Annotated in this window: 17 protein-coding genes, 13 tRNA genes, 4 rRNA genes and 1 pseudogene; 6 read left to right on the top strand and 29 right to left on the bottom strand. The window is 42.0% G+C overall.

All coding sequences use genetic code 11. From position 1 onward, the window contains the following. Positions 1-20: 20 nt before the first annotated feature. The 4 genes from L1999_RS02050 to L1999_RS02035 form a co-directional block, all read right to left on the bottom strand. Positions 21-536 (bottom strand): SRPBCC domain-containing protein, encoded by a 516-nt coding sequence (locus L1999_RS02050; RefSeq protein WP_235742010.1) that lies wholly within the window; start codon positions 534-536, stop codon positions 21-23. Positions 537-565: 29 nt separating this feature from the next. Beyond that, positions 566-910 carry an ArsR/SmtB family transcription factor gene (locus L1999_RS02045; protein ID WP_235742009.1) on the bottom strand — a complete coding sequence of 115 codons (345 nt, stop codon included), beginning with the start codon at positions 908-910 and terminating at the stop codon, positions 566-568. Positions 911-1359: 449 nt separating this feature from the next. Continuing rightward, on the bottom strand, positions 1360-2562 hold the full coding sequence (locus tag L1999_RS02040; protein ID WP_235742008.1) for an IS110 family RNA-guided transposase: 1203 nt from the start codon (positions 2560-2562) through the stop codon (positions 1360-1362). A 303-nt stretch (positions 2563-2865) separates the two neighbouring features. Further along, positions 2866-3303 carry a hypothetical protein gene (locus tag L1999_RS02035; RefSeq protein ID WP_235742007.1) on the bottom strand — a complete coding sequence of 146 codons (438 nt, stop codon included), beginning with the start codon at positions 3301-3303 and terminating at the stop codon, positions 2866-2868. Between the two features lie 212 nt (positions 3304-3515). On the opposite strand from L1999_RS02035, the gene L1999_RS02030 reads away from it, so the two are divergent. Then, a complete protein-coding gene (locus tag L1999_RS02030; RefSeq protein WP_235742006.1) occupies positions 3516-3755 on the top strand; it encodes a hypothetical protein in 240 nt (79 codons plus the stop codon). Positions 3756-3963: 208 nt separating this feature from the next. Here the strand turns inward: L1999_RS02030 and L1999_RS02025 are convergent, their stop codons facing one another. The 18 genes and pseudogenes from L1999_RS02025 to L1999_RS01940 form a co-directional block, all read right to left on the bottom strand. Continuing rightward, positions 3964-4221 (bottom strand): hypothetical protein, encoded by a 258-nt coding sequence (locus L1999_RS02025; RefSeq protein WP_235742005.1) that lies wholly within the window; start codon positions 4219-4221, stop codon positions 3964-3966. 224 nt (positions 4222-4445) lie between these two features. Further along, positions 4446-5420 (bottom strand): annotated as a pseudogene (locus tag L1999_RS02020) (tyrosine-type recombinase/integrase). 124 nt (positions 5421-5544) lie between these two features. Then, positions 5545-5618 (bottom strand) — tRNA-Arg (locus tag L1999_RS02015). A gap of 23 nt (positions 5619-5641) precedes the next feature. Then, positions 5642-5713, bottom strand: a tRNA-Asn gene (locus L1999_RS02010). A 40-nt stretch (positions 5714-5753) separates the two neighbouring features. Beyond that, positions 5754-5827, bottom strand: a tRNA-Ile gene (locus tag L1999_RS02005). A gap of 4 nt (positions 5828-5831) precedes the next feature. Then, positions 5832-5905: transfer RNA gene (locus tag L1999_RS02000), tRNA-Gly, on the bottom strand. Positions 5906-5917: 12 nt separating this feature from the next. Next, positions 5918-5993 (bottom strand) — tRNA-His (locus L1999_RS01995). Between the two features lie 5 nt (positions 5994-5998). Next, positions 5999-6083, bottom strand: a tRNA-Tyr gene (locus L1999_RS01990). A gap of 27 nt (positions 6084-6110) precedes the next feature. Beyond that, positions 6111-6183, bottom strand: a tRNA-Phe gene (locus tag L1999_RS01985). A gap of 28 nt (positions 6184-6211) precedes the next feature. Then, a tRNA-Pro gene (locus L1999_RS01980) sits at positions 6212-6288 on the bottom strand. An 8-nt stretch (positions 6289-6296) separates the two neighbouring features. Further along, a tRNA-Arg gene (locus tag L1999_RS01975) sits at positions 6297-6373 on the bottom strand. A gap of 35 nt (positions 6374-6408) precedes the next feature. Continuing rightward, positions 6409-6493: transfer RNA gene (locus tag L1999_RS01970), tRNA-Leu, on the bottom strand. Positions 6494-6526: 33 nt separating this feature from the next. Next, positions 6527-6602, bottom strand: a tRNA-Lys gene (locus tag L1999_RS01965). 154 nt (positions 6603-6756) lie between these two features. Continuing rightward, positions 6757-6832: transfer RNA gene (locus L1999_RS01960), tRNA-Val, on the bottom strand. 15 nt (positions 6833-6847) lie between these two features. Then, positions 6848-6922, bottom strand: a tRNA-Glu gene (locus L1999_RS01955). Between the two features lie 42 nt (positions 6923-6964). After that, a 5S ribosomal RNA gene (gene rrf, locus L1999_RS01950) occupies positions 6965-7080 on the bottom strand. A gap of 84 nt (positions 7081-7164) precedes the next feature. After that, a 23S ribosomal RNA gene (locus tag L1999_RS01945) occupies positions 7165-10099 on the bottom strand. A gap of 207 nt (positions 10100-10306) precedes the next feature. Next, a 16S ribosomal RNA gene (locus L1999_RS01940) occupies positions 10307-11856 on the bottom strand. The 16S, 23S and 5S rRNA genes sit together here with 13 tRNA genes alongside, the layout of an rRNA operon. Before the next feature lie 394 nt (positions 11857-12250). Here L1999_RS01940 and L1999_RS01935 point away from each other — a divergent pair. Next, positions 12251-12868, top strand: coding sequence for a YitT family protein (locus L1999_RS01935; RefSeq protein WP_275677352.1), 618 nt, complete (start codon positions 12251-12253; stop codon positions 12866-12868). A 9-nt stretch (positions 12869-12877) separates the two neighbouring features. Here the strand turns inward: L1999_RS01935 and cysC are convergent, their stop codons facing one another. From cysC to L1999_RS01910, 5 genes are read right to left on the bottom strand one after another with little or no spacing between them, the layout of a single operon-like run. After that, on the bottom strand, positions 12878-13477 hold the full coding sequence (gene cysC, locus L1999_RS01930; RefSeq protein ID WP_235742004.1) for an adenylyl-sulfate kinase: 600 nt from the start codon (positions 13475-13477) through the stop codon (positions 12878-12880). 29 nt (positions 13478-13506) lie between these two features. Continuing rightward, entirely contained in the window at positions 13507-14670 is a 1164-nt protein-coding gene (sat, locus tag L1999_RS01925) for a sulfate adenylyltransferase (RefSeq protein WP_235742003.1), read from the bottom strand. Between the two features lie 54 nt (positions 14671-14724). Continuing rightward, positions 14725-15435 (bottom strand): phosphoadenylyl-sulfate reductase, encoded by a 711-nt coding sequence (locus tag L1999_RS01920; RefSeq protein ID WP_275677351.1) that lies wholly within the window; start codon positions 15433-15435, stop codon positions 14725-14727. A gap of 27 nt (positions 15436-15462) precedes the next feature. Then, positions 15463-15987, bottom strand: coding sequence for a histidine phosphatase family protein (locus L1999_RS01915; protein WP_235742002.1), 525 nt, complete (start codon positions 15985-15987; stop codon positions 15463-15465). A 1-nt stretch (position 15988) separates the two neighbouring features. After that, the gene (locus tag L1999_RS01910; protein ID WP_235742001.1) at positions 15989-16738 is read right to left on the bottom strand and encodes a phosphosulfolactate synthase; all 750 of its coding nucleotides are present in this window, start codon (positions 16736-16738) and stop codon (positions 15989-15991) included. A gap of 164 nt (positions 16739-16902) precedes the next feature. Here L1999_RS01910 and L1999_RS01905 point away from each other — a divergent pair, with 164 nt between their 5' ends. The 4 genes from L1999_RS01905 to L1999_RS01890 all read left to right on the top strand — a co-directional run bounded on the left by L1999_RS01905 (position 16903) and on the right by L1999_RS01890 (position 19750). Then, positions 16903-18147, top strand: coding sequence for an MFS transporter (locus L1999_RS01905; RefSeq protein WP_235742000.1), 1245 nt, complete (start codon positions 16903-16905; stop codon positions 18145-18147). Between the two features lie 42 nt (positions 18148-18189). Continuing rightward, positions 18190-18471 carry a hypothetical protein gene (locus L1999_RS01900; RefSeq protein WP_235741999.1) on the top strand — a complete coding sequence of 94 codons (282 nt, stop codon included), beginning with the start codon at positions 18190-18192 and terminating at the stop codon, positions 18469-18471. A 143-nt stretch (positions 18472-18614) separates the two neighbouring features. Next, positions 18615-19379, top strand: coding sequence for a sulfite exporter TauE/SafE family protein (locus L1999_RS01895; RefSeq protein WP_235741998.1), 765 nt, complete (start codon positions 18615-18617; stop codon positions 19377-19379). 98 nt (positions 19380-19477) lie between these two features. Next, the gene (locus tag L1999_RS01890) at positions 19478-19750 is read left to right on the top strand and encodes a YqhV family protein (RefSeq protein ID WP_176541400.1); all 273 of its coding nucleotides are present in this window, start codon (positions 19478-19480) and stop codon (positions 19748-19750) included. Between the two features lie 63 nt (positions 19751-19813). Here L1999_RS01890 and L1999_RS01885 read toward each other — a convergent pair whose 3' ends face one another. Both L1999_RS01885 and rrf (L1999_RS01880) read right to left on the bottom strand, forming a co-directional pair. Next, positions 19814-21289 carry a spore germination protein gene (locus tag L1999_RS01885; RefSeq protein ID WP_235741997.1) on the bottom strand — a complete coding sequence of 492 codons (1476 nt, stop codon included), beginning with the start codon at positions 21287-21289 and terminating at the stop codon, positions 19814-19816. Positions 21290-21415: 126 nt separating this feature from the next. Then, positions 21416-21531, bottom strand: a 5S ribosomal RNA gene (rrf, locus tag L1999_RS01880). Positions 21532-21571 lie beyond the last annotated feature (40 nt).

Here is a 21571-nt window from a genome sequence, read left to right as displayed (position 1 = left end):
AAAACAGTGGTAAGGTAAATCTACTTCAGCCTCTCTACTAGCTCATCCAAACGATCCCAAGTTTCGGTGATGCCCTGCACCATGCCCATGTCCATAACAGTCTTAAGGGACTCTTCGGAAACATATTCAGCACGGTTTATCAGTTTTGTCTTTCCAGCCAAATCAATGAATTCCAATGTGATCTCGGTGGACGGCATGGAGTCATTCAAATTGCCTTCGGCATCCGAAAAGTAATCGGTGTAGACAATTTTCTCCGGCTCGATAATCTCCTTATAAACCCCTTTGCCCCAGGATTCCATACCAAAAAATTGACCTTGATTCTGATCGACACACTTCATACAGTAATGCCAAACGCCTCCCGGATGGAAATCGACGGTGCAGACCGGAATCTCCCAGCCCCTAGGTCCCCACCAGCGTTTCAGATGCTCCGGTTCTTTAAACATCTTGAATACTAGATCGCGTGGCGCATCGAAAATGCGTTCCAGTACCAGTACCCGGTCATTCTCTACTCTTGATACCATTGCGTTGTTTGACATCGTAATTCCTCCTTGAACATGAAATGCTCTTAAGATTTTTCCTTGTTCTGCAATTCCTTCAAATAATCATCTAGGTTGTCGAATCTTTCTTGCATCACGCGCCGGAAAGACTGTATCCAAGAATCCAGCTCTTGGAAGGGCTCTGAACGGAGCTTGTAGATGCGCCGGTTAGCTTCTGCCTGAACTTCCACAATCCCGTTGTCGCTTAGCACTTTTAGATGCTTCGAAGTTTGTGGCTGCCTCAATCCCAGCTGGTCGGCGATTTCCCCCACGGTCAGGGGACCGTCACGCAAAAGTTCGACGATATTCATACGATTTGGTTCAGACAAAGCACTCAGCGTTGTCATGTTAACGCCCGGAATCTTCCCTGACATGTTGATCACCTCGTCAAGTGATGGTCTCCGGTAAAATCACATTTACATCATCACTAGTTTTATCATCCTGTTGAATTGATTATGCCTGACGAGGAATATTCCTGTCAAGGGATATTAAAAACTAAAATGATACCTGATTAGTGTTTAATAACCATTTAGATCAGTTTCCACTTACGTAAAAATGAGTTTTAATAGAAGTTCTATAAAACCCTGTGTTAATAGAGACGATATAGAATTTTTCCTAAATTTCTTCTACAACTATCCTGCCCAGTTAGTTCAACAAAAAAATGACCACCGCAGCGATCATCATCCTAAACAAAACCAGCTAATAGGATGTCAATATTTTTCATTAAAAAACAAAAAAATAAATGCTATACTAAAAATGCTCATGCCAAATAACTTCCTTATTACATTTGGAAGGTTTTTCATTACTTGCTTAATTGTATCTTTTAAGCCAAATCAAGGAAAGTTTCTTTGCTTTTTAGTAATGCAAAAATCCAATGAACTAGTTTATTTGTACAAGCAATCATAGCTACTTTAAAGGGTTTTCCTTCTTCTCTCTTTTTATCATAAAACGCTTTTAATTTCTTATTTCGGGAGCCTCTAATCCCACACAGAACAGCCATATATAAGGCATGACGCAATCTGCTTGAACCTCTCTTGGTAATCCGATTTATCGTCGCTGTAAATTTACCTGACGAATGGACACTCGGATCAATTCCAGAGAAGGCAACCAGTTTTTTAGGATGATTAAACCTTTCAATCTCACCTATTTCGGAAATAATCGTTGCCGCGATTTTTTCTCCGATACCAGGGATCGACTGGATAATCTTATATTCTTCTATTTCTCCTGCCAAAGCATCTATTCGCTCATCCAACTTGGCTAGATGCTCTTGGTATTGGAGAAGCATTTGAATATACATTTCTAAACTAATCAAATGGCTATGATATAGTGTGCTCTTAAATGGGTTACGCTGAGCTGCATCCATCAATTTCTTTGCTCTTTCGCTTGCCCAACGCTCCGATCGACTTGTACATAAACTCGCAATCTTATCTGCTAATTTAGATTCTCCGACCCTTAAAACAGATTCAGATGTGGAATATTCCAATAGTGTATTTAATGAAACCTTCGAATACATATCTCCGAAAACGCCTTTATACTCTGGGAATACTTGTTCTAATATCGAATTGAACTGCAACTTAGCTTGTACATAAAGTCCTGTTAGAGTTTCGTGTTGTCTTGTAAGGTTACGAAGGTTTAACAGCTGAGTCCCACGCTTTTTATAAGGCTCCAATTCTTCTTTGTAAAAAAGTTCGCATAAGCAATAGGCATCAACTGCATCGGTTTTAACCTTTCGTAAACTTGATTTCTTTGCTTGATATGACAGTAGCGGATTAACCATTATATACAAATAATTATGTTCCTCTAAGAACTGAATGACTGGCGTGTGGTAATGCCCTGTTGCTTCTAATATGACAGTCGGTTTTAGACCAGACCCATTCTCTATCTTTTTCAAAAAGTGAAATAATACTTCTAACGATTCATTGGTGTGCAATACCTTAAAACTTTTTCCATACGGCTTTCCCTTATCTAAAAAGGCTTGAATTTCACTTTCCCCACTCGAAACATCCAGACCAACTACTGGATTCATTTTTATCTCTTCCTCTCTCAAATTACTTACCAGTTACCCCTATTCCATCTTGAAGTATCATAGCTTCGCTTGTTATACGAGATCTACGTCCCAACCAGCCTCAAACATGTTTCTACAAGTAAGGGGCAGACAGTTTAGTTGACGGAATCATTGTCCCACGCACCCGTACGTCCTACCCTGGCTACTGATATAATAGATTCTATTAAAAAAAGGTCAACCAGTAAAAACTGGTTAACCTTATAATACGAAAGCACCCGTTAGCTTAAGTATAATGTTTCACATACTGATTATTGAACAAGAATTTTAATGAGTGTCCCCATTTAACACCAACAATACAGCCTTGTTTTCTGGGTCCACTTTTAAAATTTCCTTAGCTATTTTTGTAGCTTCATCTTTACTAAGTAAAGGCTCAGGTAATTCAAAAAAAAGTAATAAATACTCTTTATAACTAATATCTTCTGGAGCTAATTCTACTGCTCTTTTTGCGTGGAAAAATGATGTTTGATATACACCATCTAAATGATTCAATCCCATACTAAGTAGAAATGACGCTAAGTAATGTAACTCAGAGGTTTCCTTATCAATTAATAAGTAGTTCGCAAATCCATAGGGAGTAATTGGTTCATCATCCCATGCTATAAGGAAAAGTGTTTCAGTTAAAGCTTCCAAATCCATAGTCATAGAAAGCTGCTTTGCTTTAACAAATTCACCTTTTTTTATTGCTTGTTTAAAATCATCCAAATTAATCCCCCCTAAATCCTTGTATGTGCAATAAGAAAAAGGCTGCTGTAACAGCCATAATTTCTTGTACTCAAGCACCCGTTTGTTTAAGTACATCGCTTCACAAACTTATTATGTAAGGCTGTTTTTTACAGAGATTGTTGCTATATAGTTATAAATAAATTGACATTTTTTACCTTTTAATATTAAAATGAATGAAGGAGGTGCTATCCGTGAAAAAGAAGTTATTTTGGTTCCCTCTGTTAGCAGCATTATTATCAATAGGAATCTTATATACAATCGGAAACGTATTTGAAATTTCATTTCTAAGTTGGAATAAAGAAAATCCATCCGAAGAGGTAATATTTGAAGCAGAAGGTTCGGCTATTCCTGTTATCGTTGGTTTTATCGTTGGATTTATTACAAAACTAATACTGAAAAGTAAACATAAAGGCAACTCTAACTTGGTATAATGCCAAGTTTTTTTATGCACTTCTCAACATCTTCACAGTAGAGTAATATAACAACACTCTATACGAAAACAGCGTTATGTAAAGAAGGCAGTTGCTTGGTATTAATACACATCAGACTGCCAGTTCTCCCACTTCTCTTTAATTTTTTTTATGAATGATTTACCGCCAAAAGTAATAGAACCTTCGTGAGAAGCGTAAATTACCCAATTCATCTTCTCGCTAAACCAAATTTTCTCCCCGTTTCCGTCCGCTGAGTAAAAGGGTTCAAGAGATACGGTATAATTTCATAAATAGATTTTTCAAATTCGTTCATATCAAAAACTTTCAAATCTCCTAGCTCTAAAATACTGTCTATAATAATTTGTACTTTCATTTCATCCTTCTTATCTTCAAAATCTAACTCATTAAAAGCGACTACATCTTCACGCTTACATTTGTATAGTGGATACCAATAATGTTTTCCCATCTCTATATCCCACTTTTGTTCAAGCTTTTTAATAAGAATTGCTTGTTCTTCTTCAGAAACTTTTCTTTTGTTTATATTACCTCCGTAATATTTAAAGGACTAACTGTTAATTTTCTATAACTAATGTAGAATATCCTTTTTGGTGGAAGGATTTTTCTTCAAGTAACCTGCCAGTTAGCTTAAGAAGAAAAAACGTCACCCGTTAAGGTGACGTCATCTTAATACTATAAGTATTTACGTAGATTCTCCGCAACTTCTTCTTTATCTAAGTGTAAGTACTGCGTTGTTACTGCGAGATTACTATGCCCTAGAGCTTTTGATATTTCAGCAATGTTTGCTCCTTTATTTAAAAGAGACTTGGCAAAACCACGTCTAAGTGCATGCGGATTAATATTACGCAATCCAAACTCTTTTGAATACTTGTTTAATCGCTTTTGAATATTATTATGCGTAGGACTATTAGATATGACTCCGCCTTGCTTCGTAATGAACACGTATTTATTTTGAACTCCGTACACACTTCTTATAGCATCGTTCTGGTTCACTAGCACGCTTAATAAACAGTGCAGCGTATCATCAAATGGTAAAAGTAACTGATCGTGATTTTTCATAATAGCACCATCAAGTCTCAGTAATTTTTCTTTGAAATTTATATGCTTATTCTCCAGGTGAACGATTGTGTTTATCCGTATCCCCGTTTTAAACATCAATAAAGTAGCTGTAGCGTCTCGTAATTGGACGAAATCACCTAAATCTAGCAACGACAATAACGTTCGAATATCACGCTCTGCGGCGCCTTCCTTGACATTATTATCAACCCGGATAGTTATGGTTTTCCAAAACTGCCTCTCCAGCCAGCCATTATAAAAACAACGGGACAAGAATGCCTTTAAACACTTTAGACGTATTAGTTTCGTTTGATTGCTAACATCCATAAGTGACAGCCAATCGTAAATTCATTCCGCAGTAATGTCACTTAAATAAGCAAGTCCGGTCGTGTCCTTAAAATGATTTACATGAATAGAGTAGTCGCTTATTGTTCGTGGTCGGTTACCACTGACCTCCATTTGGCGAGTAATAGTCATTAGTGCATTATCAATGGTTAGTCGTTCAGAATTAGATTTGCTCTGTGCAGAACGCTCAATAAAAAGATTGCTCAAGTCTTCCGTAATAGTAAAAACACTTTTCTTTTTCGCCATGTAAAAAACCTCCTAAAACGTTAATGAAATATCGTGTGTATTTCGGCTTTTGACCGATGCACTGACCGTTTCATTTGGCGTTCTAGAAGGCTGATTTGACGGGCTTTAGCGCCCTTTTACGTGATGCGCCTTAGAGGATTCGAACCTCTGACCGTACGCTTAGAAGGCGTATGCTCTATCCAGCTGAGCTAAAGGCGCATGATATGTATTAGAGAAGAAGGCTCCGCAGGTAGGACTCGAACCTACGACCGATCGGTTAACAGCCGATAGCTCTACCACTGAGCTACTGCGGAATAATAGTATGTCATTTTTGCTTTTTATGAAAAACTAAGGTGGGCCTAAATGGACTCGAACCATCGACCTCACGCTTATCAGGCGTGCGCTCTAACCAGCTGAGCTATAGGCCCATATTGGAGCGGGTGATGGGAATCGAACCCACTACATCAGCTTGGAAGGCTGAGGTTTTACCAGTAAACTACACCCGCAATATATTTATATGGGGCGGCTGATGGGAATCGAACCCACGAATGTCGGAACCACAATCCGATGCGTTAACCACTTCGCCACAACCGCCATTATGGTGGAGGGGGACGGATTCGAACCGCCGAACCCTGAGGGAGCGGATTTACAGTCCGCCGCGTTTAGCCACTTCGCTACCCCTCCATAAAAAATCAATCTTGTACTTAAAGGTGGCTCAGGACGGAATCGAACCGCCGACACAAGGATTTTCAGTCCTTTGCTCTACCGACTGAGCTACTGAGCCATAATAATATAATTACTAACAATAAATATGGTCGGGAAGACAGGATTCGAACCTGCGACCCCTTGGTCCCAAACCAAGTGCTCTACCAAGCTGAGCTACTTCCCGATAAATAATGGCGCGCCCGAAAGGAGTCGAACCCATAACCTTCTGATCCGTAGTCAGACGCTCTATCCAATTGAGCTACGGGCGCATTATTATAAAGTTATTTTGTTATTGTAAAAACTTTGGTGCGGGTGAAGGGAGTCGAACCCCCACGCCTTGCGGCGCCAGATCCTAAGTCTGGTGCGTCTGCCAATTCCGCCACACCCGCAATATTGAAAGCTATGTTGCTTGCGTAAAACTATGGTGAGCCATGAAGGACTCGAACCTTCGACCCTCTGATTAAAAGTCAGATGCTCTACCAACTGAGCTAATGGCTCGTACAAAAATGATTTCCTACAACTAATTTGTGGTTGGTCAGATGCTCAAAAGAACTCTCGTTCTTTCTCGCAGATTCCCCACAGAAGCTGATTCACAGAAGTCTGCAATCTGCTCTACCAATTGATTTACCCCGGCATAGAGTAAAAAATATCATGGTGGAGGATGACGGGATCGAACCGCCGACCCTCTGCTTGTAAGGCAGATGCTCTCCCAGCTGAGCTAATCCTCCAAATTTAAAAAACTATGGTGACCCCTACGGGACTCGAACCCGTGTTACCTCCGTGAAAGGGAGGTGTCTTAACCGCTTGACCAAGGGGCCAAATACTAAAATTGACAAAATAATAGCCCCAAAAGGGGCCTAGCCTGGCAACGTCCTACTCTCACAGGGACAAAGTCCCAACTACCATCGGCGCTGAGAAGCTTAACTTCCGTGTTCGGTATGGGAACGGGTGTGACCTTCTCGCCTTAATTACCAGACTATTAATTGAAAGAAGTTCATTCTCTCAAAACTAGATAATGTAGAAGAAATTTTGTAAAAACCAATTACATCGCTTTAAAACTATGGTTAAGTCCTCGATCGATTAGTATCAGTCAGCTCCACATGTCGCCACGCTTCCACCTCTGACCTATCAACCTGATCATCTTTCAGGGATCTTACTAGCTTGACGCTATGGGAAATCTCATCTTGAGGGGGGCTTCATGCTTAGATGCTTTCAGCACTTATCCCGTCCGCACATAGCTACCCAGCGATGCCTTTGGCAAGACAACTGGTACACCAGCGGTGCGTCCATCCCGGTCCTCTCGTACTAAGGACAGCTCCTCTCAAATTTCCTGCGCCCACGACGGATAGGGACCGAACTGTCTCACGACGTTCTGAACCCAGCTCGCGTACCGCTTTAATGGGCGAACAGCCCAACCCTTGGGACCGACTACAGCCCCAGGATGCGATGAGCCGACATCGAGGTGCCAAACCTCCCCGTCGATGTGGACTCTTGGGGGAGATAAGCCTGTTATCCCCGGGGTAGCTTTTATCCGTTGAGCGATGGCCCTTCCATGCGGAACCACCGGATCACTAAGCCCGACTTTCGTCCCTGCTCGACTTGTAGGTCTCGCAGTCAAGCTCCCTTGTGCCTTTACACTCTACGAATGATTTCCAACCATTCTGAGGGAACCTTTGGGCGCCTCCGTTACTCTTTAGGAGGCGACCGCCCCAGTCAAACTGCCCACCTGACACTGTCTCCCACCCCGATCAGGGGTGCGGGTTAGAATTTCAATACAGCCAGGGTAGTATCCCACCGACGCCTCCACCGAAGCTGGCGCTCCGGCTTCTCAGGCTCCTACCTATCCTGTACAAGCTGTACCAAAATTCAATATCAGGCTACAGTAAAGCTCCACGGGGTCTTTCCGTCCTGTCGCGGGTAACCTGCATCTTCACAGGTACTATAATTTCACCGAGTCTCTCGTTGAGACAGTGCCCAGATCGTTACGCCTTTCGTGCGGGTCGGAACTTACCCGACAAGGAATTTCGCTACCTTAGGACCGTTATAGTTACGGCCGCCGTTTACTGGGGCTTCGATTCAGAGCTTCGCTTGCGCTAACCCCTCCTCTTAACCTTCCAGCACCGGGCAGGCGTCAGCCCCTATACTTCGCCTTGCGGCTTCGCAGAGACCTGTGTTTTTGCTAAACAGTCGCCTGGGCCTATTCACTGCGGCTCTTCGAGGCTATGAACCCCAAAGAGCACCCCTTCTCCCGAAGTTACGGGGTCATTTTGCCGAGTTCCTTAACGAGAGTTCTCTCGCTCACCTTAGGATTCTCTCCTCGCCTACCTGTGTCGGTTTGCGGTACGGGCACCTTGAATCTCGCTAGAGGCTTTTCTTGGCAGTGTGGAATCAGGAACTTCGGTACTATATTTCCCTCGCTGTCACAGCTCAGCCTTCACGAGAAGCGGATTTTCCTGCTTCTCAGCCTAACTGCTTAGACGCGCATATCCAACAGCGCGCTTACCCTATCCTCCTGCGTCCCCCCATCACTCAAACGATTCTTTGGTGGTACAGGAATATCAACCTGTTGTCCATCGCCTACGCCTTTCGGCCTCGGCTTAGGTCCCGACTAACCCTGAGCGGACGAGCCTTCCTCAGGAAACCTTAGGCATTCGGTGGATGAGATTCTCACTCATCTTTCGCTACTCATACCGGCATTCTCACTTCTAAGCGCTCCACCAGTCCTTACGGTCTAGCTTCAACGCCCTTAGAACGCTCTCCTACCACTGACATCGTAGATGTCAATCCACAGCTTCGGTGATACGTTTAGCCCCGGTACATTTTCGGCGCAGAGTCACTCGACCAGTGAGCTATTACGCACTCTTTAAATGGTGGCTGCTTCTAAGCCAACATCCTGGTTGTCTAAGCAACTCCACATCCTTTTCCACTTAACGTATACTTTGGGACCTTAGCTGGTGGTCTGGGCTGTTTCCCTTTTGACTACGGATCTTATCACTCGCAGTCTGACTCCCACGGATAAGTCTTTGGCATTCGGAGTTTGTCTGAATTCGGTAACCCGATGAGGGCCCCTAGTCCAAACAGTGCTCTACCTCCAAGACTCTAACTACGTGAGGCTAGCCCTAAAGCTATTTCGGAGAGAACCAGCTATCTCCAAGTTCGATTGGAATTTCTCCGCTACCCACACCTCATCCCCGCACTTTTCAACGTGCGTGGGTTCGGGCCTCCATCCAGTGTTACCTGGACTTCACCCTGGACATGGGTAGATCACCTGGTTTCGGGTCTACGACCACATACTCATTCGCCCTATTCAGACTCGCTTTCGCTGCGGCTCCGTCTCTTCAACTTAACCTTGCATGTAATCGTAACTCGCCGGTTCATTCTACAAAAGGCACGCTATCACCCATTAACGGGCTCTAACTACTTGTAGGCACACGGTTTCAGGAACTATTTCACTCCCCTTCCGGGGTGCTTTTCACCTTTCCCTCACGGTACTGGTTCACTATCGGTCACTAGGGAGTATTTAGCCTTGGGAGATGGTCCTCCCTGCTTCCGACCGGATTTCACGTGTCCGGCCGTACTCAGGATCCACTCAGGAGGGAACGAAGTTTCAACTACAGGGTTTTTACCTTCTATGACGGGTCTTTCCAGACCGCTTCATCTACCCCGTTCCTTTGTAACTCCATGTTGAGTGTCCTACAACCCCAAGAGGCAAGCCTCTTGGTTTGGGCTAATCCCGTTTCGCTCGCCGCTACTTAGGGAATCGCGTTTGCTTTCTCTTCCTCCGGGTACTTAGATGTTTCAGTTCCCCGGGTCTGCCATCAATACCCTATGTATTCAGGTAAAGATACTGCTCCATTACGAGCAGTGGGTTCCCCCATTCGGAAATCTCCGGATCAAAGCTTACTTACAGCTCCCCGAAGCATATCGGTGTTAGTCCCGTCCTTCATCGGCTCCTAGTGCCAAGGCATTCACCGTGCGCCCTTTCTAACTTAACCTAAAAGGTTTTACTCTATATTAATAGAGAGAAAAACTAAAATGGCGATTTTACTCGGTTTTTACTTGGTTTCTTCTATACGATTATCTAGTTTTCAAAGAACGATTAAAAAAAGCTTTGAGAGAATTGCACTCTCAAAACTAAACAAACAGAAAACCATCAAACAAACGTTTTTTGTCTGGCTCATATGTCCAGCTTATATCCTTAGAAAGGAGGTGATCCAGCCGCACCTTCCGATACGGCTACCTTGTTACGACTTCACCCCAATCATCTGTCCCACCTTAGGCGGCTGGCTCCTTACGGTTACCCCACCGACTTCGGGTGTTACAAACTCTCGTGGTGTGACGGGCGGTGTGTACAAGGCCCGGGAACGTATTCACCGCGGCATGCTGATCCGCGATTACTAGCGATTCCGGCTTCATGTAGGCGAGTTGCAGCCTACAATCCGAACTGAGAATGGTTTTATGGGATTGGCTAGGCCTCGCGGCTTTGCTGCCCTTTGTACCATCCATTGTAGCACGTGTGTAGCCCAGGTCATAAGGGGCATGATGATTTGACGTCATCCCCACCTTCCTCCGGTTTGTCACCGGCAGTCTCCTTAGAGTGCCCAACTGAATGCTGGCAACTAAGAACAAGGGTTGCGCTCGTTGCGGGACTTAACCCAACATCTCACGACACGAGCTGACGACAACCATGCACCACCTGTCACTCTGTCCCCCGAAGGGGAACGTCCTATCTCTAGGAGTGTCAGAGGATGTCAAGACCTGGTAAGGTTCTTCGCGTTGCTTCGAATTAAACCACATGCTCCACCGCTTGTGCGGGCCCCCGTCAATTCCTTTGAGTTTCAGCCTTGCGGCCGTACTCCCCAGGCGGAGTGCTTAATGCGTTAGCTGCAGCACTAAGGGGCGGAAACCCCCTAACACTTAGCACTCATCGTTTACGGCGTGGACTACCAGGGTATCTAATCCTGTTTGCTCCCCACGCTTTCGCGCCTCAGCGTCAGTTACAGACCAGAAAGCCGCCTTCGCCACTGGTGTTCCTCCACATCTCTACGCATTTCACCGCTACACGTGGAATTCCGCTTTCCTCTTCTGCACTCAAGTCCCCCAGTTTCCAATGACCCTCCACGGTTGAGCCGTGGGCTTTCACATCAGACTTAAAGGACCGCCTGCGCGCGCTTTACGCCCAATAATTCCGGACAACGCTTGCCACCTACGTATTACCGCGGCTGCTGGCACGTAGTTAGCCGTGGCTTTCTGGTTAGGTACCGTCAAGGTACCGGCAGTTACTCCGGTACTTGTTCTTCCCTAACAACAGAGCTTTACGACCCGAAGGCCTTCATCGCTCACGCGGCGTTGCTCCATCAGACTTTCGTCCATTGTGGAAGATTCCCTACTGCTGCCTCCCGTAGGAGTCTGGGCCGTGTCTCAGTCCCAGTGTGGCCGATCACCCTCTCAGGTCGGCTACGCATCGTCGCCTTGGTGAGCCGTTACCTCACCAACTAGCTAATGCGCCGCGGGCCCATCTGTAAGTGTCAGCCGAAACCAACTTTCAGCTTTTCCTCATGAGAGGAAAAGGATTATCCGGTATTAGCACCGGTTTCCCGGTGTTATCCCAGTCTTACAGGCAGGTTGCCCACGTGTTACTCACCCGTCCGCCGCTAATCAACAGGAGCAAGCTCCTATTGATTCGCTCGACTTGCATGTATTAGGCACGCCGCCAGCGTTCGTCCTGAGCCAGGATCAAACTCTCCATGAAAGTTGATTAGCTCATTTTGTTACGTTGGCTTCATTTCGTAAGAAATGAATATTATTGTTTGTTGACGTTTTTGTTTGTTTAGTTTTCAAAGAACAATGTCATCAGAAGCGACAAGAATTATAATACCACATCCCCCAAAAGTATGTCAACAAAATTTCTTAATTCTTTTTGACAATTACCTTTTCTCGAAGGAGCTTTATTAATATATCATTTCTATTCGCAAACATCCACATGTAAAATTATCCAGTTATACTTTTTCATTTGTTTTATTTTCTGTAAAGGATCCCTCATAATCCGGAAAACCCTCACATAAAATGGACAAGTAAGGATTGTCCTAGGGGGTTATGAGCTTGACAAAGACTGATAAACAATTGGCGCTAGTATTTATACGAGTATGAGAAAAACATTGTTAACGTATTGCTGCTTAATAATTGGGGCCAGTATGCAAGGAATGTCAATGTCCTTGTTTTTATTTCCTCACTCTATTCCTTCTGGCGGGGCAGCTGGAATTGCCATTTTAATGAATCACTGGTTTCACCTCTCATTAGGCTTTTCCTTATGGATTGCAAATATCGTCTTTTTATTTTTTGCGATTCGTTATTTTGGTTTTACTTGGACATTTAAAACCATCATTTCAGTAGCCACTACCTCCTCGACTGTAAATTATTTAACACTGTATGTCCCGCATATCCATGTCCATCTATTATTGGACATGCTAGCCGGAAGTGTTTTTTTTGGAATTGGTGTAGGAATCCTCATTCGAGCGGGCGGATCCAGCGGTGGTATGGTCATTCCTGCTTTAATGATTGCTACTTACAAGAATTGGAGCCCTGGGAAAGTGATGATGGGCATCAACCTTTTTATTTTCTTATTAACTGCCTTGGTTATCGATTATAAAATTGTGATTTTCGCGATTATCTGCCAATTTTTTTCAACCAATATCATTGATTATATATATGAACTAAAAATTCATAAGATTAGCTTCCTAACTGCAAATTGGCGTAAAAGATAAGAAGACCCTCTATAGGATCTTCTTATCTTTTAAATACCCCATTACTTTGTCTACAGATTGTTCAATCGACATTTTAGCAGAATCGATGATAATTTCTGGCTTAATTGGTGCTTCATAAGGAGAGGAGATTCCTGTAAATTCAGCGATTTCACCTTTTCGTGCCTTTTCATATAGTCCCTTTGGGTCGCGGTCTTCACAAACAACGATCGGACAACTTAAATAGATTTCAATAAACTCACCTGGTTCAAACAGATTGCGGACAAGTTCTCTGTCTTCTAGGAAGGGGGAAATAAAAGCAGTACATACTATTTGCCCACTGTCCACAAACAGCTTTGCTACTTCCCCAATTCTGCGGATATTCTCTTTTCTGTCCTCTGGAAGAAAGCTTAAATCACGATTTAAGCCATGACGGATATTGTCCCCATCCAATACAAAGCTTCGATAGCTTTCTTGAAACAACATCTGATCCACTGCATTTGCTAGTGTAGACTTTCCTGATCCGGACAAACCAGTAAACCAAAGAACACAGCTTTTATGTCCATTTAAAAGATGACGATCTTTTTTTGAAATGGTTGTGTGATGCCAGGTGATATTACCTCTCTTATTCATTCTCCTACACCCTTTAGTTGTTTTGGCAGCTAGCCAATTCTTGAGTTTTCATTTATATTTGTCTCTTTCATGCCTTGAATAAGCGTCTCCACTACCTCTGGCCGGCTGAATTCCTTTGGAGGATGAACGCCATTACTCAGCATCCCTCGAACCGCTGTCCCCGATAAAATCACATGGTACCCCCGGTCATGAGGACATGTTTTTGCAGACGCCATGTTTTCACATTTTTTACAGTAGAAACTATGTTCGAAAAATAGTGGCTTTATCCCTAATTCTTCTTCTGTAAAGTGACTGAAGATTTTTTGAGCATCATAGGTCCCATAATAATTTCCTACTCCAGCATGATCTCTTCCCACGATAAAATGTGTACATCCATAATTTTTCCGGACAATGGCATGAAAAATCGCTTCCCTGGGTCCAGCATAACGCATGGCAGCTGGAAAAACAGACAAGAAGACCCGGTCTTGTGGATAATAGTTTTCGAGTAATACTTGATAGCTTTTCATTCTAATCTCACTTGGAATATCGTCAGCTTTTGTCTCACCAACCAACGGATTCAAGAATAACCCATCAACAATTTCTAAAGCTGATTTTTGTATATATTCATGCGCTCGATGAACAGGATTTCTCGTTTGAAAACCAACAACTGTTTCCCACCCTAGCTTCTTAAATTTTTCTCTCGTCTGTATAGGATCTAAATGAAAGCTTTCAAATTTAGCTTTCTCCAGCCTTTTGATAAGAGTTATTGGGCCTGCAAGATAAATATCCTGACGTTCAAACAGCTTTTTAACACCAGGATGGTGAGGATCAATGGTTCTATATACTCTATCAGCTTCTACCTTTTTATCCGGCTTAAACATTTCCTTTATTGTCATTACTCCATAAATGGTATTATTGTGGATTAAGTTGATGGTTTCTCCAATTTTAAGTAGTTTTGCTTTCTGAGGCTCCACAGCTAGCGTAATCGGGATGGACCATGGAAGTCCGTTAGATAGTCTCATTTTCTCAACCACAGAATCATAATCCTTCTTTTCCATAAAACCTTCTAGCGGGCTATACGCCCCGTTTGCTATTAATTCAAGATCGCTCGCTTCCAATTTACTTAGTTCGACAGAGTGACGAATATTTTCTTTTGAAAAATGTTCGTCGATTCGATTAATTAATTTGCCGCCATGCGGCATACTCTCACCCATACATTTTCCTCCCTAGACCTCCCAAAACTCGGTCACCATGTTATTGATTTATCTTTATCCCTCGTGAAGGCCGCATTCTGTTTTTGTATTTCCGGCCCAGCGCCCTGCACGAAGATCTGCCGTATCGGTAACAGGCTGGGTACACGGGGCACAGCCGATACTCGGATACCCTTGGTCATGCAAAGGGTTATACGGAAGATTATTTAACGTAATATAGGTCATGATATCTTCCCATGACCAATGAATAAGAGGGCAAATTTTTACTTTATGAAATTTGTCATCCTTATTGATATATTGGGTATTTTGCCTTGTAAGGGATTGGTCTCTTCTTAAACCCGATATCCAGGCCGAAACATTGGCTAAGGCTTCTTTTAGGGGAACTACTTTTCTCATATGGCAGCATAAATTGGGATTATGTTTCCACAGTTCGTCCCCATACCATTTGGCTTGGTCCTCTAGGCTGGCCTTTGGCTTTAGCATCGTGATTTCGAGTGTTGGGTAACGTTCTTTAACCTTATCGATTAGTTCATAGGTTTCGGGGAAATGCAGCCCTGTATCAAGAAAAATAATCTTTGCTTGTTTGTTAACTTTATAAATTAAATCAATTAGCACAATCCCTTCGGCGCCAAAGCTGCAGGAATAAACAATATCATCTTTATATTCCTGATAGGCCCATTTTAAAGCATCTAAGAAATCTGGTTTTTTGTTCATAAAGGAGGCTATTTTCTCTTCATCCCAATTTTCATACGTTAACAGTTCTGACACTCCTTAGCCCTCCATTCATTCACTCATTTACACTTCTAAGGTCATGCATTGATTATTTTCAACAATGATTTTATTCATGTTATTAATATCGCCATCGTTCACATAAGAGACTAGCCCCCGTATCCATGATCCGTGTCCGAAAACTAATACATGGTGGTAGTCCTTGTATCTTTTTAAAAATAGAGCAATTCGAGCTTCAAGGTTCTTTAAACTCTCACCTAGAACCAGTTCTTTAGGGTTTTCAATCCATTTATCACCATACTCATTGATGAGCTTACTCTTTGGGACTCCCTCAAATGGACCAAAATCCAACTCATCTAATAATCCCTCAGTTTCAGGGTAATACCCATAAAGATGAGCGGTTTGGTGGGTTCGTTTCAGCGTACTGGCCAATACTAAGTCAAATGTCTGTTTTTGTAACAACTCCTGATTTTGCCTTATTTTTTCGGTGAACTCCTCTGTAACAGGTGCGAGGTCTATGTCTCGCCTTCCTTGAAGCCATGTTTTTTTATTCCATTCTGTTGGAAGGTGCCGTATTAGGGTAAGGTACATCTTATGCCTCCAAAAAAAAGGTTTCACTTCTAAGTCCGCGGCGCTGTGATTCCAATACCAGTACATCGTGTAGTTTGACATTACCTAAATTGACATTAGGGCCAATTTCTTTTATAAAATACATTTGGTGCTTTGCGGATGGAGCTTCAAAAATTATTTTACGCGCATCTAAATCCTTCAGTAATTCCTGGACTAAGTTAGATTTAACAGTGCCGCATTTATCATAAATTCCAGATGTACCTGAATCCCGGCCTTCCGTTATGACATAATCACATCCAGCGTCGAGCAGCACTTCTATTTCCTTTTTCCACTCAGTGATCGGCATTTCATTATTACAATCCTTTGAACCGACTTCGGCAATGACATGAAAATCATTCTTTATTTGTGAAATAAGCTGAAGTCTTGCCTGTAGTGGAATATCCAAGGTTCCATTGGAAATTTCAAGCCATTCGATTCCTACACTGTTCAAGTAAGCTAAATATTCCGGAATCTTATTTTGGTAATAGCATTTCTCAAATAAGGTGCCGCCACAATACGATTTAATTTGGTGTTCCTTATAAAGATTCACTTTTTCCTTTAAATTGGGGGTAACATAGGCAGATCCAATGCCAATTTTGGCAATATCAACGATGTCGCCATAATCAGCTAAAATATTTTTTAACTCCCCGAGCGGGGTTCCGAAATCAATAACAGAAGTCAAACCGTACGTTCGATTTCCAGAAGTCCTTTCCGGCAATGTTAAAAAATTCATAGGCAATGCGCCTCCTCTATTTTTCTAGGATAGATTATTCAAAAACTGGGTTATTGTGTAAACAATGGGCTATTACACCTTGTAATTAGGCATTTGTCATGTATAAACATTTATCTAGAACAAACAATATAAAGGCTTAATTTTATAGTTAGGGGTGTACATCCTTGCCAAAGCAAAAACATAAAGGCTTAACGATAGCAGCAATCGGTTCGATCCCGCTCATTTTGGTTCTGGGAAACTCGATGCTGATCCCTATCCTCCCAAGCATGAAAACAGAACTGAATGTAACCCAATTTCAAACTAGTTTGATTATCACCGTATTCTCGATTGCTGCTGCAATCTCTATACCAGTCTTAGGTTATTTATCCGACCGATTTTCTCGAAAAGCCGTCATCATTCCTGCCCTTATACTGTACGGCTTGGGCGGGCTTTTAGCTGGAGCAGCGGCTGCTTGGTTTTCTAGTTCCTATACATGGATATTAGCCGGAAGGATTATGCAGGGAATTGGTGCAGCAGGAACGGCCCCTATTGCAATGGCCTTAGCTGGCGATTTATTCAAGGGCGCCGAGCAAAGTAAGGTATTAGGTTTAGTAGAAGCATCCAATGGGTTTGGTAAAGTAATCAGCCCCATTATTGGGTCGTTATTAGCTTTACTCTTTTGGTATGCAGCCTTTTTTGCCTTTCCAATCTTTTGTTTCCTATCCGTTTTATTCACCATCTTTTTCATTAAAGAAAAAAAGGCCGAAAAAGAGCCTCCTCCTGTTAAAAAATATGTTAGAGGCCTTGTATCTGTGTTTAAAACAGAGGGCCGCTGGTTGTTTGCCGCTTATTTAACAGGGGCTTCCTGTTTATTCACCTTGTTTGGGATCTTGTTTTATATCTCAGACATCCTTGAGAAAGACCATCATATTGACGGCTTGTTAAAAGGAGCTATCTTAGCAATACCTCTTTTATTTATGACCACTACTTCCTATATCACCGGAAGTAATATCGGTAAAAAAATGAGTCTCATGAAGAAACTAATTGTCATTGGTTGTTTATTAATGACAGCTTCTTTTGCATCGCTCATATTCTTTACTAAATTATTACCGTTCTTTGCGGTACTAGTTGTCAGCAGTATCGGTACCGGCCTTGTATTGCCATGCATTAATAGCTTTATTACCGGCTCTGTTCCATCCGATAGAAGAGGATTTGTTACCTCACTATACGGTTCCGTTCGTTTTTTAGGGGTAGCAATAGGCCCGCCAATCTTTAGTACCTTAATGGAATGGTCCCGATCGGGAATGTTTCTTTCTACCGCAGGATTAACCTTATTATGCGGAATCCTTTGCATGATGCTGATCCATGTCGCTAAAAAGAAGCCAACAGAAGAAAATGATTCACTGTTTGAGAAGCTGCAATTTACGTAAAGTCTGCCCATCCTAACATAGATTGAAAAGGAGAAGATTTCATTGCAAATATATTTTTCACCCGAGGTCATTACCCCGGAATATCAAGTTTTAAATGTGGTTGATGGAAAAAACAAGGGAGTCGGGAATGTGGCCTTCTTATTTGCTGAAAAGAAACTTTATGTATATGGCATTTTGGAAGAGGATGAAGTGGGAGCTGATTTTAAAGATTTACTTACCCCTTATATTAAAGGACTTGCAAAAGCAAAGCCTGGACTCGATATCTTTTCTTGTGTGTATGTTGGATGCAAAAAGATTAAATTAAATGAAGAAGAAAAAGAATAAGGATTCCATTATTCCATAAACGGTTGGCTCAGAAAATTGAACTGGGTCAACCGTTTTTTTTGGATACAAGAAGTGATGTCACAAGGCGGATAACTACTTCATAATTTAGTTTTATAAGTATTTTTTCTATGGAGTGCTGCCTAATGAGCTTTGGAATTATTTTCATGGGATTAGTGATTGGTTTTATGGTCGGGTTGACAGGCGTTGGTGGTGCAGCCTTGTTAACACCGATTCTGATATTAATAGGTATAAATCCATCTATTGCTGTGGGGACGGATCTTTTCTACAACTCCATTACAAAACTCTTTGGATCCATTCAGCATTGGAGACAAAAGACCATCAACCTTAAACTCGTCAAATATTTAGCGATCGGTAGTATTCCCAGTGCGGTTATGGCTGTTGGTGTCCTACACTTTTTTGATTCTTATTTTCACAATCAAGAATCGGTGATTAAACATGCACTTGGTTATGTTTTAATACTGGTGGCATTGTCTACCCTGTTTAAAACGTTTATGAAAAATAAAAATAAGTGGAATCACCTGCAAATAAGGCCTCTTGAGGAGAAACGTGCATTAACGATTGGGTTAGGAGCGTTATTAGGCTTTATTGTTGGATTAACTTCGATTGGCTCTGGCTCATTATTTGCTTTAGCAATGATCTTTCTATATCGGTTAAGTCCATCAGAACTTGTTGGAACAGATATAGCCCATGCCTTCTTCCTCGTTACTGCAGCTGGAATTATTCATGCCGGTTTTGGTAATGTTGATTACTTCTTAATGCTTAATCTTCTAACCGGATCTATTCCAGGTGTCATTATAGGTAGCACCTTATCCTCAAAATTCCCCGAAAAACCATTAAGAACGATTATGGCCATCATAATTTTAATTAGCGGGTTTAAACTAATTTAATTTTCTCTCTTAGAATGAAAACATTTTAGAAAAAAACATGTCCTTCTCTAGAAAATATCAACATATAATATGGTGAAACGGATTTTCGGGAGGTAGCTATGTTTATTATCTTAGAAAAAGCAGTGTTGGGGATGGCCTTTTTACGATTATTATCAGGCAGTATCGAGATATTTGCCGCTATTTTAATGCTAAGGTTTAATTCAGTTGAAAAAGCATTAATGATTAATTCCTCACTCGCCCTTGTCGGTCCTATTATCTTAATTTTAACAACTACAATAGGCTTAGTAGGCATTGTTGGTGATATATCAGTCATGAAAATCGTCTGGATTTTACTCGGGGTTGCCTTTATTTTAATTGGCGTAAAATCTTAATTAGGGACCCTTTCTTGCCTATTAAAGGAAAAAAGCCTATCAGATTCGATAGGTCTGATAGGCTTAGTCATTGTCTTGTCGTGATCGGTCTTGTGGGTTTAGCATGTTTCCTCGCATATTGCTATATGGCACAGGCGAACGGAGAAGAACTAATTTAAAATCTAGTGGATTAAATGGGATGAATGGATATAGATAAGGAATATTCATTGTTTTTGTTACGACTAAAAGTAGAATCCATAAAGTCATTCCTATGATTAAACCAGGGACTTGTAGGATTGCTACCATAATCAAAAAGAAAACACGAAATATACGATTCGCTAAGCTTAATTCATAACTTGGTGTTGCAAACGTCCCTATAGCAGCAACCGCAACGTATAATACTACCTCATGGGTAAATATCCCGACTTGAACCGCTACATCCCCGATAATAATGGCAGAGACGATACCAAGAGCGGTAGCAAGGGCATTCGGAGTATGGATGGCCGCCATTCGCAAAATCTCAATCCCAATCTCAGCAATAAGAAACTGCCAAATGAGGGCGATTTCTCCATGATCTTTAACGCCAATAAATTTCCATCGTTCTGACAGGAGCTGCTCATTTGTTGCGTAGGTATACCATATTGGTAAGAGAAATAAAGAGGCAGCAACGGCAATGAATCTTGCGAATCGTAAAAATGCTCCTACTAAGGGCTTTTGACGATATTCCTCGGCATGCTGCAAATGGTGCCAATAGGTAGCTGGACAAATCATGACGCTAGGTGAACCATCTACAACGATAAGGACATGCCCCTCCATTAAATGAACGGCACTGGTATCTGCTCTTTCCGTATATCTAACTAATGGATATGGATTATAGTTCCTGCCAAATACAAATTCTTCTACTGTCTTCTCACCCATGGATACCCCATCTATTGAAATATCCTCTAGTTTATCTCTCAGCATTTTTACGTTTTCCATATCAACAATACTATCTATGTATACTAATGCTACATCTGTCTTGGAACGATTTCCAACTTGTACATATTCCATGACCAACGAGCGATCTCGGACACGCCGGCGAATTAAGGCAAGGTTAAATACAATTGTTTCTACAAATCCATCACGAGGCCCACGAACCACTCGTTCAATATCAGGTTCCTGCGGTGAACGGATCGGATATTCCCGTGAATCGATCAGTACTACTTTACTGCCTTGTTCCACAACTAAAGCAGTCTGTCCTGCTAGAACCTGGGCAATTACTTCCTCTAAATCTGGCGAAGTAACTACTTCAACATGTGGTATAAACGTTCTAACAAGTTCGTTTATAGGATCATCTTTAAATTCCTCTGGTTTTCGCTTCTCTATTTCCTTCATGATTAAAAGTAAGATATTTGCCTGAGCGAACCCATCCACTAGAAACATGCTCATTTTATGGCCTGCATAATCGATCCTACGGTGGATAATATCAAAGCTTTTCCCTACACGAAGCTCTTGTTTCAAGTATTCAATATTTTCTTCATATGATTCCTTAACCGGAATTTGTATCCCCTTTTTTCCCAACCATGCCAACTCCTAAATAATTCATTGATGATATTTTGCGGCAAGTTGCAGGGGAATATACCCACTACTTCAATAAGTATCTCATAGAGACAAAAAAAGCCAATCCTAAAGGATTGACTTTTTAATGCCTGGCAACGTCCTACTCTCACAGGGACAAAGTCCCAACTACCATCGGCGCTGAGAAGCTTAACTTCCGTGTTCGGTATGGGAACGGGTGTGACCTTCTCGCCTTAATTACCAGACTATTTATTTGAAAGAAGTTCATTCTCTCAAAACTAGATA

Origin of the sequence: Neobacillus drentensis (assembly GCF_021560175.1) — a bacterium.
In the GTDB taxonomy this organism is placed as follows: Bacteria; Bacillota; Bacilli; order Bacillales; family Cytobacillaceae; genus Neobacillus; species Neobacillus drentensis_A.
This window is presented reverse-complemented; position numbering and strand designations above follow the sequence as displayed.